Origin of the sequence: Streptomyces sp. NPDC087787 (genome assembly GCF_044743035.1) — a bacterium.
GTDB lineage: Bacteria > Actinomycetota > Actinomycetes > Streptomycetales > Streptomycetaceae > Streptomyces.
Window position 1 is genome coordinate 169,563 of sequence record NZ_JBIUVQ010000010.1, and the last position, 14,076, is coordinate 183,638.

Sequence of the window (14,076 nt, forward strand, 5' to 3'; positions counted from 1 at the left end):
CCGGTGGGCAGAGGGCCGGCGGCTCTGCGCGGTAGCTGTTGCCCACCAGGAACGGTGGTTCTGCGGCGTGCTGTGACGCCCTGATCTACGCACGCCGCCTGCTGGGACGTCTGGATGCATCGATGCTCCTGCCGACCGACTCCTACTACGACGCGGTCGACTTCCCTCAGGCCGTGCAGGACACCGGCGCCCGATTTGTGATGCGCTCCACCCGCAACTGAAGCGGCACCCGACGGTGCGCCGCCCGCTGCCCGACGACTCCTGCCTTACCGCGGTCCTCCCGCGCCGCTACCGTGCCAGGGCGGGCGGGCAGCGGGTGGTGGAGGCGTGGCTGACCGTCGTCCTGGCCGACGGCACGCGGCGCACCGAGCTGTGGCGGCTGTTGACCAGCCGCCAGCGGCCGGGAGAGCGTCAGCCGCTGACAGCGTCGACGATCTGTGTGGCAGCCGTGAATGCCGTGGCGGCTCCAGCGATCGCCTCAAGCGTGTCGCGCAGGAAGCCAGCGAGTCGGGCGATCCTGCCGGGGTTCGGCTGCTCGTTCTGTACCTCGCCCTCGAGCCGCTCGAGCGTGGTCGCCACGTCGTTCGCGTCGCCCTCGTTCATCTGGTCATGGATCCGCTCGATCTCCGCCCGGAGTTCGGCGACCAGCTTGCCCAGGTCCTGCTTCTCAGCGGTCGCATCTGGACCGACGGACGACGTATTGGTGACTTTGGCCTTGCTCTTGTGGCCGATCGCATTTCCCTGCAGGGTGGAACGATCGATCTTGATGCTGCTGTCAGTCATGGATTCCTCCTGGATGGAACGGGCTGAGGCGGTGACGTAGTTGATGACCGGTGGCGGGGATGGTGAGGGAAAGACCGGCATTGCCTTAAAGGTGTGTTCGTTTAGATGAACCTCGCTCGGGCCTGGAGGCGCCTCCCGCGGGCCGAGTTCGGCCGGAAGCGCGTTGATCAGTGCTTCTGCCAGATCCGACGGGGATCGGTACCGGCGGGCTGAAAGCGGGTGCAGGGCATCCTTCAACAGAAACTGCAGGGCCGGCGGAACCCCCGGTAGGTCGTCGCGGACCAGCGCCTCCGCGTCCACGGAATTGTCCGGCTTCAGCGGCAATCGGTGCTCGGGGTGGACCAGTTCGTACAGTACGGCCACCAGTGCGAGGGCGTCGTGCTCGGGCCCCCGGATGTCGCCGTCCCCCATCGCCGCCCGGTAGTAGCGCGAACCTTTCGGTGTCAGCAGCGGGCGGTGTTCGGGTCCCGCACTCACGCACCCGTACCCCCAGCCGACCACGAACACCTCTCGATTGTCGTTCTGAGCGTCGCCGGACAGGATCAGGTTGGCGGGGCGGATGTCCCCGTGCGACATGCGCTGGTTCTCCCACACATTCTGGAGTGTCCAGCATGCCATCAGCACCCAACGGGCGGCTTTCACCGGATCGATGGACGGGGTCGAAACAAGGTGATCGCCCAGTGAGAATCCGTTGACTCGCTCGTAGACAAGCCAGCTTCCCCGGACTTCCCAGCGCGAAGGAACTCCCTGCATCTGTTCGTATGCGTCGCCGCCGAGCACCTTCGTGATCTCGCGCAGCACGTTGCGATCCGCTTCGGGGTAGTACTTGGCGATGTACTTGGTCGACGGATCGTCCCGGTGCACGGCCACGCAGGACCGCTTGTCGGACGGAGAGATGCGATCCTGCACCTGGTAGCCGGCAGTGCGCAGCTCCCGCTCATGCGGATGCATCCCGTCCGGGTCGTCCTCCGGAGGGCCACTCTGCTCCTTGAGCCATCCCTGCACGATTCCATTCGCCCAGGAAAGGCAGTTGCCCTCGAGGACCAGCAATCCGTAGTCCAGGTAGTCGTCCAGCTGCCGCCGTTCCTCCTCCGTGAGGGCACGGCGGACCTGCAGTTCGTCCGGATCGGTGTCCAGTTCGCTGTCGATCTTGAAGAACAGGTCCGGGATCCGGGCGCCGCTCGCGTAGGGGTCCGCGATGTCCAGCACGGCTTGACGCTGCCTCCTGACCCACTCGCCGGCCTCGTCCACGAGCTGTTCGTCGATGACCGTACGATTCAGCTGCTCCAGCAGCTCGGCGAGCCTCTTGCCCATCATGTGGACGTGCTGAGGATGACCCCGTGTCTTGTCGTAGACGAGCTCGGCAGCAGAGGCGAGCACCTGGACGGTGTTGTCGAAGCCCTGGTGAACGATCTGCAGGGTCGCCTGACGGTCCAACGGACCGATGCGCATGGGCTGGGAGAAGTCCTGCTGCGACAGCGTGCCTTCGAGGGACTGGCGCAACTGTTCGGTGGTGCAGGAGCCGCTGAAGAGCAGAGCCAGAGTTCCGTCGAGCTTCAGCGCGCGCAGAACGCCCATGTCGTTCGCCTTGGCCTGAGAATTCGGATAGCGGTTCAGCAGCTCCTGGAACTCGTCGACGACGATCAGCAGAGCGATCTCCTCGTTCGGCCACACCTCGCGGCGCAGGCGCCGCCACCAGCGGCGGAAGTTCACACTGTTGTCCCCGGGAAGCTCCACGCCGCTCAGGTCGCGGCCGTACACGTCCTCGATCCGGTCCAGGACCGAGTTGGCGATTTGCTGAAGCATCGGGGCCGACCCCGGATTCGTCTCCTGTCCGTCGACCAGAACGGTGAGGGCGCGCGGAATGCGCCATTCCGCCGGCGCCAGCAGCTCGCCGGCTGCCCCGCTGTGCATGCGCATCAGTTCATGGATGATCGATGTCTTGCCGGCTCGCCGAGAGCCCATCATGACGAGTGACGGCACCGAGTGCCGGTGAGCATCCGCGTACACGGTGCGCAGACGTTCAAGCTCGCTCGTGCGTCCGACGAACATGCCCGGCACTGCCGGTTCGCCCGGCCGGAACTTGGACACGACTGCTTCCTGACGCACGAGCTGCTTCACCTGCACGGTGAACAGCGCCGTTTCCGTCTCGTCCCCGTTGGCCGGCGTCCCGGAGACCTCGACGGTGAGTTCGCGGTCGGAGGCGGGGACCGCGAGGAAGCAGCCGACGGTGTTCGACGCCCTCAGCTCCCCGAGAGACCTCTCGTGGCCGAGCACCGTGACCTTCGTGTCACGCAGATCCCGGCCCGCGCGCACGACGAGCTGGAGCTCGACCGGCCCGTTGCTGAGCCGTGTCGCGGTGGATCGCCGCAGGGTGACGGAGCCTTCGGACGACGTCGCACCCGACAGCAGCTGATCGCGGCCGTAGTCGTCCCACACCGAGCGCAGCGCGTCCTGCGTCGCCTTGGCGTGGACGCCGAGCGGCTCGGAGAGATCCGGGATCAGCGCCTCTCCCGTGCGAATCTGGTTCTCGGTCTCGGCTGTGTGGTCTTCGAGCGTCTCCGCCGACGCTCTGCTCGTCGGCCGAGCCTGGAACTGCTGCCACTGCCGCTGCCAGCACCTGGCGAGGCTTCGGCTCACTGCCACGTCGAGGCCCACTGCGCACTCGGCCAGCGCGTCGCCGACTTCCTTGAGGTGGTCTCCGAGCTTCGGACTCCTCAGCAGCTCCTTCGTCGCAGACACCAGAGACGCGAGCTTCTCGGATGGCTCTGCCGCCGCTTCGGCGACAGCCCGCCCGGCCAGAATCTGGTCGGCGTAGTCGTGCGGGTCCGGCAGACCCGCCTCTTCGAAGGCGCTGGCCAGCCGGGAGCAGACCGTGTGGTGAGGCGCTCCACCGTTCAGCGCTCGCTCGAAGGCGGCGACTGCGGTCCGGTACTGTCCTCGGCGCGCACAGGCCGTCCCGAGCAGCAAGGCCCGCGTCGTGACTTCCTTCTGTGCCGCTCTGCCCGGCGAGCGCCGCACCTTGCCGCTCAGGAACTTGTGCAGGCGGACGGGATCGTCCTCGAGAAACTCGTACACACGCTGCAACTGCGCCTCGGTCAACGGCTGGACGCCGCTGTTCAGGGCCTCGGGTGTGCCGGCCGCGAGCGCGGTGTCGACCAGGACGTCACCGGGTGGTGGGGTCGGCTGGCGCAGCAGGTCCAGCGCCTGGGCCACCAGTGACTTCTCCCCCGCCTCGTCCGCGAGGACGGCTGCCAGCGCGGCCGGTGTGGAACTGCGCCGGGGGTCCAGCCGTGCGTGCAGCAGCAGCAGTTCCACCGCGGCGACGGGCATGTCAGCCATCTCGCGGTCGGTGAGCAGTCCGGCATGGGCGAGCAGCTGGTCCTGGTCGGAGTACCAGACAGGTGAGAGGGAGAGCAGTCTCACTGCCTCGGCGTAGTCACGACGGGCGCAGGCAAGGTACACGAGGACCACCTGTCGGTCCCGACGGGAACCGATTAGCGACGCGACCGTACGGGCCTCCTCGTCCCGCTCCGCGTTGATCAGGCAGACAGCGGCCACCGTTGAAACGCGTGCGTAGCGGGGCTTCCTGGCGACGAGCTCTAGGGCGTGGTCCGAGGCGAGCTCCCATTCCTCGTTCGCCGCCGCTTCCAGCAGATCCTGCGCCTCCTCCTTCGCCCAGCCGGGAAGCTGGTTCCTCAGGGCCGTCGGGCTCGTCGGGGGTTGGAACCGTGCCAGCGCCCGTACCCGGAGGTCGTCCAGGGTGGGTGTGTACTCCTTCTTGAGTCTGCGCACGGTCTGCCGCCGGTCCAGACCCTGGTCGACGATGTTCCGCACTACCCGGTCGGCGGCCCGGCCCGGGGAAGGGAGAGGACCGGCTGCTTTGCGCAGGATCGCGGCCTCGGCACAGGTCGGGTTGCTCATCAGCGCCAGCTCGGCATAGCGGCCCAGGTCCTCCCGGGCTCCCAACTGCTGGGAGAGCTTTGCCAGGGAGAGATGGAACTCGAAGTGAGCGTCGTTGGAGTGATAGGGCTCCAAGAGGGCACGCAGCTCCTGTGCACGCCCGAGCGCCTTCGCCACGCGGACCGCCGGGGCGAGCAGCTCGAAGTTCGCCTGGGTCCTCTCGATCCATTCCGTCAGGAGTTCCCAGGCGGGGACCGGACGCTGTGCTGCCTCCAGGACCATCGCCAGGCCGGCCGCCGTGGCGGCATCCGGCGTGAGGGAGAACAGTTCCCGCATGATCGGCACATAACGCCCAGCCTCCTGGACTTCACCCAGGCGCATTGCCTTCCGCACCGCGTCGGCCGCGGTGCGGAAGGCGCTGATACTCGGGGCGCTGCGGCATTGCGCGATCAGACGGGCCGCCTCGACCTCCGCCTCGGCGAGAAACCGGTGCTGGACGGAAGGGGACGACGAGGCCGGACGTGAGGAGGCGCTGCCCCGCACATCGTCCGGCTGCGCGATGGTGCGCCGTCGGACAGGAACCAGCCCCGTCTGCTGGGGAACCTTACGGCCGATCTCCGTGAAGAGGTCGTTGAGGGCGGCCTGCTGATCCGGCGACGGCTGACGGGGCAGCACGCGCAGACAGTATTCGAAGGTCGTGGCGGCGGCGTGCAGCCGGCCTGTGGCCGCATAGGCGCATCCCAGGTTCCAGGCCGCTCCGGCCGTGAGCCACAGGGTGTCGGCCCACTGATCGTGCAGGAGCAGAGCGTCTTCCGGACTTCCGGCCAGGACCAGGTAGCCCAGCGCGTTCGCGAGGGCGACCGGATGATCACGGACTGCCGCCGCCCACGCGTCGGCGATGTAGTCGAGGGTTGATCCGGGCGGTGGCTGCTGGGCCAGACGGATACCGGGCTCGGTGGCCACCGGACCGCTGATGGTCGCGGTCCTGGGCCTCAGTTCTCGCCGGACGGCCGGCTGTTGCGGTCCCGCCTCCCGCGTGCGCGGTGGCCTCTTGGGCAGGAACTCGTTCGGTATCCCGGCTTCACGCGCCGCCCGGTCACGGAGCAGCAGCATCCGGGGAAGCTTTTCCGGTGGCGTCCATGACACGCACCTCTGTAGGAGTTCGGCCGCTTCCCTTGCCTGGCCGCCGTCGAGCAGCCAGTAGGACACCTCACGTACCAGGTAGTCGTCGCCTGTCTCCTCCACGTCCTCGAGGAGAACTGCAAAGGGAAGTCCGTCCGGAATCGGTGTCTGAGTGTTCCGGAGCCCCGACACGATGTCGGAGATCGTGATGCCCCCCTGTCCGGACGTGGCACGGGCCTCCCACAGCGCGTCCAGCAGACCGCCGGCGCGGAGCCTGTCCTCTAGGGTCCGGAAGACGAGGATTTCCCGGTGACCGCTGTTCGGGTCACCGGTCCCCGTCGTCACGACCCCCGGCCCACCAGCGGGCGACGAACCTCCCGAGTCGGTCATCGCGCGGAGGCGCTGCTCCAGAGGACCGGTCCATGTGTCCGGCGCTCCCAGGTCACGCGCCTGGTTCAGCACATTTCGTGCGATGACGGTGTCGAGGCACCGCGGATCGAGCGCCGTACGGGCCAGCTCGACGTAATGCCGCCAGCCGAGCGCGTCCGGCGTCTCGGCGATCCGGGTGATCACCGCCCGCGCGCGCGCCAGGTTACCCGACTCCCGGCAGATGCGCAGCATGAGAAAGGCCCCTGGCGACGAAGCGTTCTCGCCGAGCACCTGTTCCAGTAGACGGGCCGCGTCCTCCGCCCGCCCCGACTCGTACAGATGCTTGGCCAGCGACTCGCTGGTCTGGCTGCCGTCGGCCGAGTGCTGGACGGTCGGCTGCGGAGCGGCCGCCGCCAAAGGCGACTGGACACCGTGCTGGGCACAGAACGAGGTCACGGAGTCCAGCTGCTCGCGGGACATCTTCCCGGGCAGGATCCGGTACATAACCTTGAGGGACTCCACGGCGTGACCCACTAGGCCGACCGCCGCGTACGCGCAAGCGATGTTCCAGGCCGCGGACGCGTTGAGGTACTGGCGGCGCCCGTAACGGCGGTAGACGCCCAGTCCTTCAGCCGGGCGTCCGGCCAGCACATGCCATCCCACGGCGGGCCCCAGGGCCGAGGTGAATCCCGCCGCCCGGGCCTCGGCGTAGGCACGGGCCGCCCGCGGCGCATCGTGGAGGGCGACGGCGTCGACCAGTTCCGCCATGTCGGGCCTCTCGGCGAACGAACGGGGGACCTTGCCCAGTCGTGGCTCCAGAGGGAGGCCCCCGGCCTTGGCGGCGTACAAGGAGAGGCCCTCGGGCGGCAGAGGCGGATGGCCGAGGTGGAAGACCTTCTCGGCCCGGGTGTACTCGCCGCAGGACTGGAGCGCCTGTTCCAGCAGATGCCAGGTCATCGGGCGCAGCGCGGCCGCGAACCGCAGCTCGGAGCGTTCCAGCAGTTCGGCGGCTGCCCGGGGGTCGACCTGCAGCAGCTGCCGAGCAGTGCGGTGCACCGCCTCGTCGTCGCCGGACTGCGCGAGTTGGTGCAGGGCCTGCTGAGCCTCGGCCACTATCGCCGGGGTGGCGTCGAAACGCCTGCTGGCCAGGATCCGCGCCCTCAGGGCCTCGCTCGGATCGTCGACGACCGTGTCGGAGAACCGCAGACGGGTGTCGAGAGAGCTTCCCGCAACGGTTCCGTGGTACGCGGACGTCGTCCCCGACGGAACAGAATCCTCAACGGGTGGCGGCGGTGTTCCGGCAGGTCCGCCGTCCTGGCCCACGGCCGGCCCCGTCTCCCGGGGCGCCGACCAGCCGAGGCGCTGCTCAACGGCGTCCAGGTAGCGCGCGGCCGCACGCAAGTCCCTGTCGTTGAGGTATCTTTCGGCGGTTCGCAGATCCAGGTCTTCTTCGGTCTGATCGCTCAGCGCCTCACGGCACGTCTCGAGCCGGCGGGCGAGATCCATCTCCTCCCGGGCCTCGGCGAGCATATCGATCCCCTGCTCGGCATCTTCCAGATCCCCGCGTGCCAGTGCTTCCATGACGAGGGAGCGCAGGGGGAGCAGATCCTCGGAACCCGGTCCTTCGCCGGGTGACGCCAGAGCCTGTGCCTGTTCCCCGAGTCTTTCTAGAGGAGCCAAGGCCTCGTTCAACACATGACGAGGGATGCCGGAATGCTCGACCACCAGGGCGACCCGGGGGCGGGCGAGCGGATCGGCCTCCTCGAGGACCCGCTGCGCCAGAAACGGCAGGAGGGAAGCTCCGTCGCCCGTACGCGGCGAGTCGATTTCGGCGTAGTCCAGCGCCGCCGTCAGCACGGACGCGAGCGTCGCGTCGAGGCCGGCCCCGGACAGATCCTCCGGGCGGGGAATCCGCGGCGCTTCCCAGGGAAAGGCGTCCGCCAGTTCCAGCAACCGCTCAACCTGCGCGACCACCTCGGTCGTGGCCTTCACCAACTGCCGATGGCGGAAGGACTGCTGGTCCTGCTGGAAACGTACGACCCCGGCGACCAACTCCTCCGGGCTGTGGGACAACAGCCCGTGGTCGTCCAGCCGACCATCGGCCACGTCGCTGAGCAAGTTGGCGACCGGCTGGACGAACAGGCCTTGGGTGACGGCACGGTAGGTCCCCGCCAAACTCTGGGTGAGATCGCGCAGCTTCTCGGCCTGCTTCCTCAGCAGGCCGGAACCGAGGGAGTTCAGCAGGGCCGCCGACGACGTGCCGTCCACCGTCTCCGCTAACTGGTGTGTCAAAGGCGCCGGGAGAGCCTGGACCGTACGGAACAGATCAGTACGGCCGCGCCCCTCCCAGGCTTTCGACGACCAGTCCAGAAGCTGTGCCAGCGCCAGGTCGCCGGACTCGAGTGCTGCTTCCGACAGCCACGACCCGAGCTCCGCACCCGGACCTCCGTCGACGATCCTTTCCGGCCGTTCGGCGGCGGCTGACGAAAGGATGGCGATCCGGCGCTGCATCAGCACCACGAACGGAGCCGTCGCCCGGAGATGCTCGACAGGCCAGGGCGTCTCCCGCTCACGGTGGCCCGCGATGAAACGGACAAGCTGACGGGCTGTCTCCTGGGACGTCCCGACCACGGACGTCTCGAACGACCCGCTGCTCTGCACCGCCTTGCACCCCCGTAATCCTGGCGAGTCATGCGTTACTGACGCAGTATCGGGGCTTTTCCGGGGTGCCTCCACTCCACAGGCGTCCCCGGATCCGCGTTGACACCGTTCTGTGACAAGGAGAGGACGGTCGGAGCCGTTACGGCCGGTGCTGATGGTCCCGGTGAGCCTTGCAGAGTGGCATCGATCCGGTGACGGCCTGGGTGCCCGCGACCCCCAGAGCTCCTGAGCCGTTGGGGTGGTGTTCGAAGCCTCGACCTGCCGACCCAGGAGCCCGTAGATTTCCTATCCTGCCGCACTCGACCTCCCTCATACCTTGGTCGAGTGGGTCACGATGCTCATCATCACCCGTGAGAGTGACTTCCGCTGCAAACTGCCGCCGCACCAGCGAACCCTTGTGGCTCTCGCATACCTGCGCAAGCACGAGACCCTCGCTGAGACCGCAACCGCCTTTGGTCCATCCGTGAGTACCTCCCCCTTCTTTACAACTGCGGTCGTGAAGCAACTGGCCGGCTGGCGCCCGGCCAGCGCAAGACCTCGCAACGAGGGCCGCTGGAAGAACGAGCGGGAGATGACCGTCCGTCTCGAACAACAAGAGCCGCCCGGAGCCCGACCTCCTGGTCTCCACCGCCGCTTACGACCCCGACCTCACCTGGTACGCGCCTGAAGAGGTCATGCTGGTGGTCGAGGTCGTCTCGGAAGAGCCCGCGGACCGTGACCGGTCGCTCAAGCTGTTCAAGTCCGCGCAGGCCAGGATCGCGCACTTCTGGCGTTTCCAAGCCGGCGCTCCCGCCGTCCATGCGTGAACTGGACGGCATGACTCGCACATACGTTCCGACCGGCATTCATCGTGGTCGGCTGAAGGTCCCGGTACCCTTCCCGCTGGACATCGATCTTGACGCCCTGGTGCCCTACCTCCTTCCGAGTGCAGCTGGCGGTGGACAGCGTGCTGCCGATCTCCCCGGGCGGGAGGATCTGGCGGCGATCCACCGCGAGCCATATGCACCGACCGTGAGGCAGCCAAGTCGGCTCAGTACGGGGCCGACCACGCCATCTCATACATGCTCCTGACGGCCGCCGTCGAGCGGGCGGCGGGACTCGTCGTCCGGGTCCTGGGTAGAACCTGGCCACTCGGGCAGGCTCGAGGACATGTCGGCCATCGGGGAGTCGTTCGTCCTCGACAACTCCTGCAACATCGCCCTGCGCTCACTCCTCCCCAGGTCATCCGCCCGCACCAAGCGGGGCGGGGACGGCATCCGGTATGAGCGTCTGATCCCAGAGTCGCCCGAAGTCGCGCAGTTCCTTTGGATAGCGGGCATCGCCTACTCGCAGGGGCTGGCCGTCTCGGAGCACGGCGGTTTCGCCGACGAACTGGACTCGTTCGCGTAGTCGGGTGCGGGTGCGAAGCGGCTCGGGCCTGCGCAGTCGAGATTGTTCCTGTTGACGATGATCCGGTCGGCGAAGGTGGTCTGTAGGGGTTCATGTCTCCCAAGCTGCCTCCACAGGGGTGGAATACACGGCTATCCAGCTCTGGAAGCTCTTCGAGTGGTAGGCCGCCCTCTGCTCGTGACGCTCGTTTGACGCTCCGAGGGCTCGTACGACTGCTCGAAGGGTCGAAAAAGCCTTCTGGCCTGGTATTTCTTCCCTTGTGTGCCGTGTGACGTGTTCCCGATGACGTCGCACGTGGAGTGCGTGGCGATTCTGGAGCCTGCGGGGAAGAACCGCTGACCTGCAGTTCAGCAGGAGCGCCGGTGGGTCTCGACCTGTTTCGCGGTATCCGGCAGGTCAAACCCTTCGGGCCTGCCTCACCTGCGGATTTGTGTTGGAGTGACTGGTGGGAGCGGTTGCGTGATGTCCGATCGTCGGGACTCTTGACGCTCATATGACGCTCGGCTCTCGTCGGTGAGGCCGACCGGAGCAAGGTGTCGCGACGCACGTGACGGCCTTGTCGGGGGGAGCCACTGACATGACGCCGCGGCGGTTACCGCGAGTGATCCCTGTTGCCGGTCGTCAGGAAAGTCGGGCTGGACGGATTCTGTCTAAGTAGACTTAGACAGAATTCGATCAGGCTGTGGGGAGTTCCGGTGGACGAAGGCATGCTTGCCAAACCCGAGGACGTGGTCGACCGTGATCATGAGTGGGGTCTGCTCACCGAGTTCGTCACGGATCCGGATCCGGCGATGCGTCTGGGGATCGTGTCGGGGCGCAGGCGGCACGGGAAGTCGTATCTGCTGCAGGCGCTGTCGGAGCGGGTCGGGGGTCTGTACGTCACCGCGGTGCGGGAGGAAGGGCGGCTGCCGGCGATCCAGCGGTTCAGCGATGCCATCGCGGCCCACGCGGGTCTGCGGCCCGGCACGCTGCGGTTGACCGACTGGCGTGATGTCCTGTCCAACGCCCTTGACGTCACCGCGCGATCACAGACTCCGCTGCTGGTGATCGACGAGTTGCCGTATCTCCTCCAGCACTCTCCCGAGATCCCCGGCCTGCTCCAGCAGCTCTACGACGAGCGCCAGCGGGGCACCGGGGCCGGACCTGGAGCGCGGGTGATCCTGTGCGGGTCCGCGATGAGCGTCATGCACGAACTGCTGTCGGGAACGAAGCCGTTGCGCGGCCGTGCGGTGATCGATCTGAGGCTGGGAGCCTTCGACTACCGGGCCAGCCGCGTGTTCTGGCAGATCGACGACCCGCTGACCGCCCTGCAGGTGCACGCCGTTCTCGGTGGCGCTCCCGGTTACCGGCCGGTGGCGGCACGCCCGCACCCGAACGACGGCTTCGCCTCCTGGCTGACGCGGACGCTCCTGGACCCGGGGCGGGCGGTGTACTCGCGCACGGAGACGGAGTATCTGCTGCGCGAGGATCCGCGGATCACCCAGCACACCCTGTACTACGACATCCTCACCGCGATCGCCCAGGGAGCCACCACCCCCACCAGGATCGGCGCGGCCCTGGAACGCCAGCGCAACGCCGTTACCCACCCGCTCGACGTCCTTCAGTCCACGGGCTACGTCCAGCGCGAGCAGGACATCCTGCGTCCCCGCCACCCCGTCATCACGCTGGCCGACCCCGTCATCCGCTTCAACCAGCTGATCACCCTGCCGCAGGCGGCCACCGTCGAGCAGGGCTTCGCCGAACAGGCATGGCAGGCCGCCGCGCCGACCTTCAACTCCAAGATCCTCGGCCCCCACTTCGAGGACCTCGCCCGCGCCTTCACCCGTCGGTACGCCCACACCCTGCTTCCCGGCGGCCTGCCCGGCCCGGTCGGCACCACCGAGGTGGCCGACCCGGCGGCCCGCACCAAGCACGAGGTCGACGTCATCGCCCTGGCTCTGGGCGAACGCCCGCAAGCTCCGCGCGCCAGGATCGCCCTCATCGGCGAGGCCAAGGCCACCGCTGCTCGCCGGGGTACGGGTGACCTGCAGCGCCTGGAACACATCCGCGCCCTGCTCACCGACCAGGGCTACGACACCACGGGCACCACACTGGCCCTGTTCTCCCTGCACGGCTTCTACCCGGACTTGATGGAGTCCGCGGCCGACCGTGACGATCTGCTCCTGGTCGACCTGGCGACTCTCTACGGGATCGGCTAGCCACCAGTCCTGTCACGATGTCATCGGCAGCCCCAGCGACGCGATGGGGCGTGCCCGCGCACAGTGTCGGCGGAGGCGAATGATCTGCCGCGGCCGGTTCAGGCAGTCGTGACGACGACGATGCCGATGTCGATGAACAGTCGGCCGGTCGTCAGCTTCCAGCGGTGGCGGGCCGTCGGATGGGTGAGGAGTGCGCGCGGGGCGGGGCGGACCGCGCGGAAGCCGCGGAAGCCGGGGGATTTGGTGGCATGCCGCCTGTCCGCGAACGCACCCGTACGTTTACGGTGTTGCGCGGTGCGAGGCTAGAGGTACGACGTGATCACCACGATCGAGACGAGTTCGCCGGTGGCGGAGCGGCCGAGCCATACCGGCCATGTCCCGTCGCCCCCCGTGCAGAACGACACCAGGTCGCTTCCGGTCGCCTCGTCGACGGCACGTATGCGGCCGTCGCCGATGGACTCGCATGCGCCGTCGTCCTGCTCCTCGTAGTGGCGCCCGACCTTTCCGGACAGTGTCTCCCAGGCCGCGGCGTCCGCGAAGCTGCCGGCCGCCCCGTCGGTGCTGAAGCCGTAGGCGTGACCGTCGAGGAGCAGCCGGGGATCGTCGCCTTCGCTCAGCGCCAACTCCCAGGTGACGGTGGGCTCGTCCCGGATCAACAGGCGCACGGCGGGCTCCTCGGTGACCGGGAACCGATCCCCGCCGTACTCGCCCTCGCCGACAATCACGGCCGTCTCCAGCGCGTACTCGCCGGGGGGTATGCGCTCGGCGAGTTCCCGGGGCTTCTCGTCGAGAGGGTCCGAGACGGCCAGGCGCCCGCTCGGGATGCGCACCATGGCGATGTGCCGCGGTTCGGCTGTCTCCGTCTCGTCCCAGGGCTCCACGGGGAAGGGGTTCCCCGGCTGGAAGAGGTCGTTGACCGGCAACTCCATGCGCATGGGCTTCGGTGGGCGCCACAACGATGCGGGCTCTTCGTCGCCTGCGAAAGCCACCTCCTGTGCTGTGGCGTCACCAGGCTCGGGCCCGTCCGACGGCCGGGACGGGTCGGCCGCCCGGACTCCGAACCCGCACCGGGCGTACCACCGCCGCTCCTCCGGCACATCGGCCAGGGTGTGGAACGACCCGCCGTTCCGGCCACGTTCCTCCAGCACCTTCCTGCCTCTGCAACCGGGGAGGAGTTCCACCGTGAGCCGCCAGGCGTCGGGCGCCAGGTCCGGCTGCTCCGGTGAGGCGTATCGTCGTTCCACGTACTGCCGCAGGAACAGGCGGTCGTCCTCCAGCAGCCGGAGGTCGACATCGTGGGTTCGCCGTCCCAGCTCGTCGTAGGCCCACTGCCCGACGAAATGGTCACGCCAGGCGACGAGGTGCACCTCTGCGGGGACCGCGCGCCCTGGGACCCGGTGCAGCACCACGTAGGGGTCCCCGGCTCCGTCCCGTTCCTCCGCCTCCGCCCGCGTCAGCGGTCCGAACGCGCGGCGGGCGCCGGCGTCCCAGCCCTCGGCGTAGGAAACCGTCACCATGTCCTTGCCCATGCCCCGCCCTCCGGCCCGGTTCCGGCCACCCGAGGGTGAACCGCAACCTGCTGATCATTTTCCGGGCAGCGTAATCCCTGCCCAGGACAGTGGCTCCGGACTGCAGTGACCCACCCGCACGC

General features: G+C 68.1%; 5 protein-coding genes and 1 pseudogene. 4 read left to right on the forward strand and 2 right to left on the reverse strand.

Features of this window, described 5'->3' with window-relative positions:
* Positions 1-411: 411 nt before the first annotated feature.
* Positions 412-8,697 (reverse strand): hypothetical protein, encoded by an 8,286-nt coding sequence (locus ACIOWN_RS18090; protein WP_401982717.1) that lies wholly within the window; start codon positions 8,695-8,697, stop codon positions 412-414.
* Positions 8,698-9,172: 475 nt separating this feature from the next.
* Between ACIOWN_RS18090 and ACIOWN_RS18095 the strand changes: the two are divergent.
* From ACIOWN_RS18095 to ACIOWN_RS18110, 4 genes and pseudogenes are all read left to right on the forward strand, one after another.
* A pseudogene (locus tag ACIOWN_RS18095) lies at positions 9,173-9,385 on the forward strand (transposase family protein); the annotation flags it as partial.
* 70 nt (positions 9,386-9,455) lie between these two features.
* Positions 9,456-9,644, forward strand: coding sequence for a hypothetical protein (locus ACIOWN_RS18100; RefSeq protein WP_401982775.1), 189 nt, complete (start codon positions 9,456-9,458; stop codon positions 9,642-9,644).
* A gap of 343 nt (positions 9,645-9,987) precedes the next feature.
* Positions 9,988-10,227, forward strand: a complete 240-nt coding sequence (locus tag ACIOWN_RS18105; RefSeq protein WP_362354666.1) for a hypothetical protein — start codon at positions 9,988-9,990, stop codon at positions 10,225-10,227.
* A 707-nt stretch (positions 10,228-10,934) separates the two neighbouring features.
* A complete protein-coding gene (locus tag ACIOWN_RS18110) occupies positions 10,935-12,425 on the forward strand; it encodes an ATP-binding protein (RefSeq protein ID WP_401982719.1) in 1,491 nt (496 codons plus the stop codon).
* Between the two features lie 302 nt (positions 12,426-12,727).
* Here ACIOWN_RS18110 and ACIOWN_RS18115 read toward each other — a convergent pair whose 3' ends face one another.
* Positions 12,728-13,954, reverse strand: a complete 1,227-nt coding sequence (locus tag ACIOWN_RS18115; protein WP_362354670.1) for a DUF4241 domain-containing protein — start codon at positions 13,952-13,954, stop codon at positions 12,728-12,730.
* Positions 13,955-14,076 lie beyond the last annotated feature (122 nt).

What these genes read in the sequence shown, in the direction of transcription:
- ACIOWN_RS18105 (WP_362354666.1), top strand. Translation starts at nt 9,988, where the DNA reads ATGTCGGCCATCGGGGAGTCGTTCGTCCTCGACAACTCCTGCAACATC.
- ACIOWN_RS18110 (WP_401982719.1), top strand. Translation starts at nt 10,935, where the DNA reads ATGCTTGCCAAACCCGAGGACGTGGTCGACCGTGATCATGAGTGGGGT.
- ACIOWN_RS18115 (WP_362354670.1), bottom strand. Translation starts at nt 13,954, where the DNA reads ATGGGCAAGGACATGGTGACGGTTTCCTACGCCGAGGGCTGGGACGCC.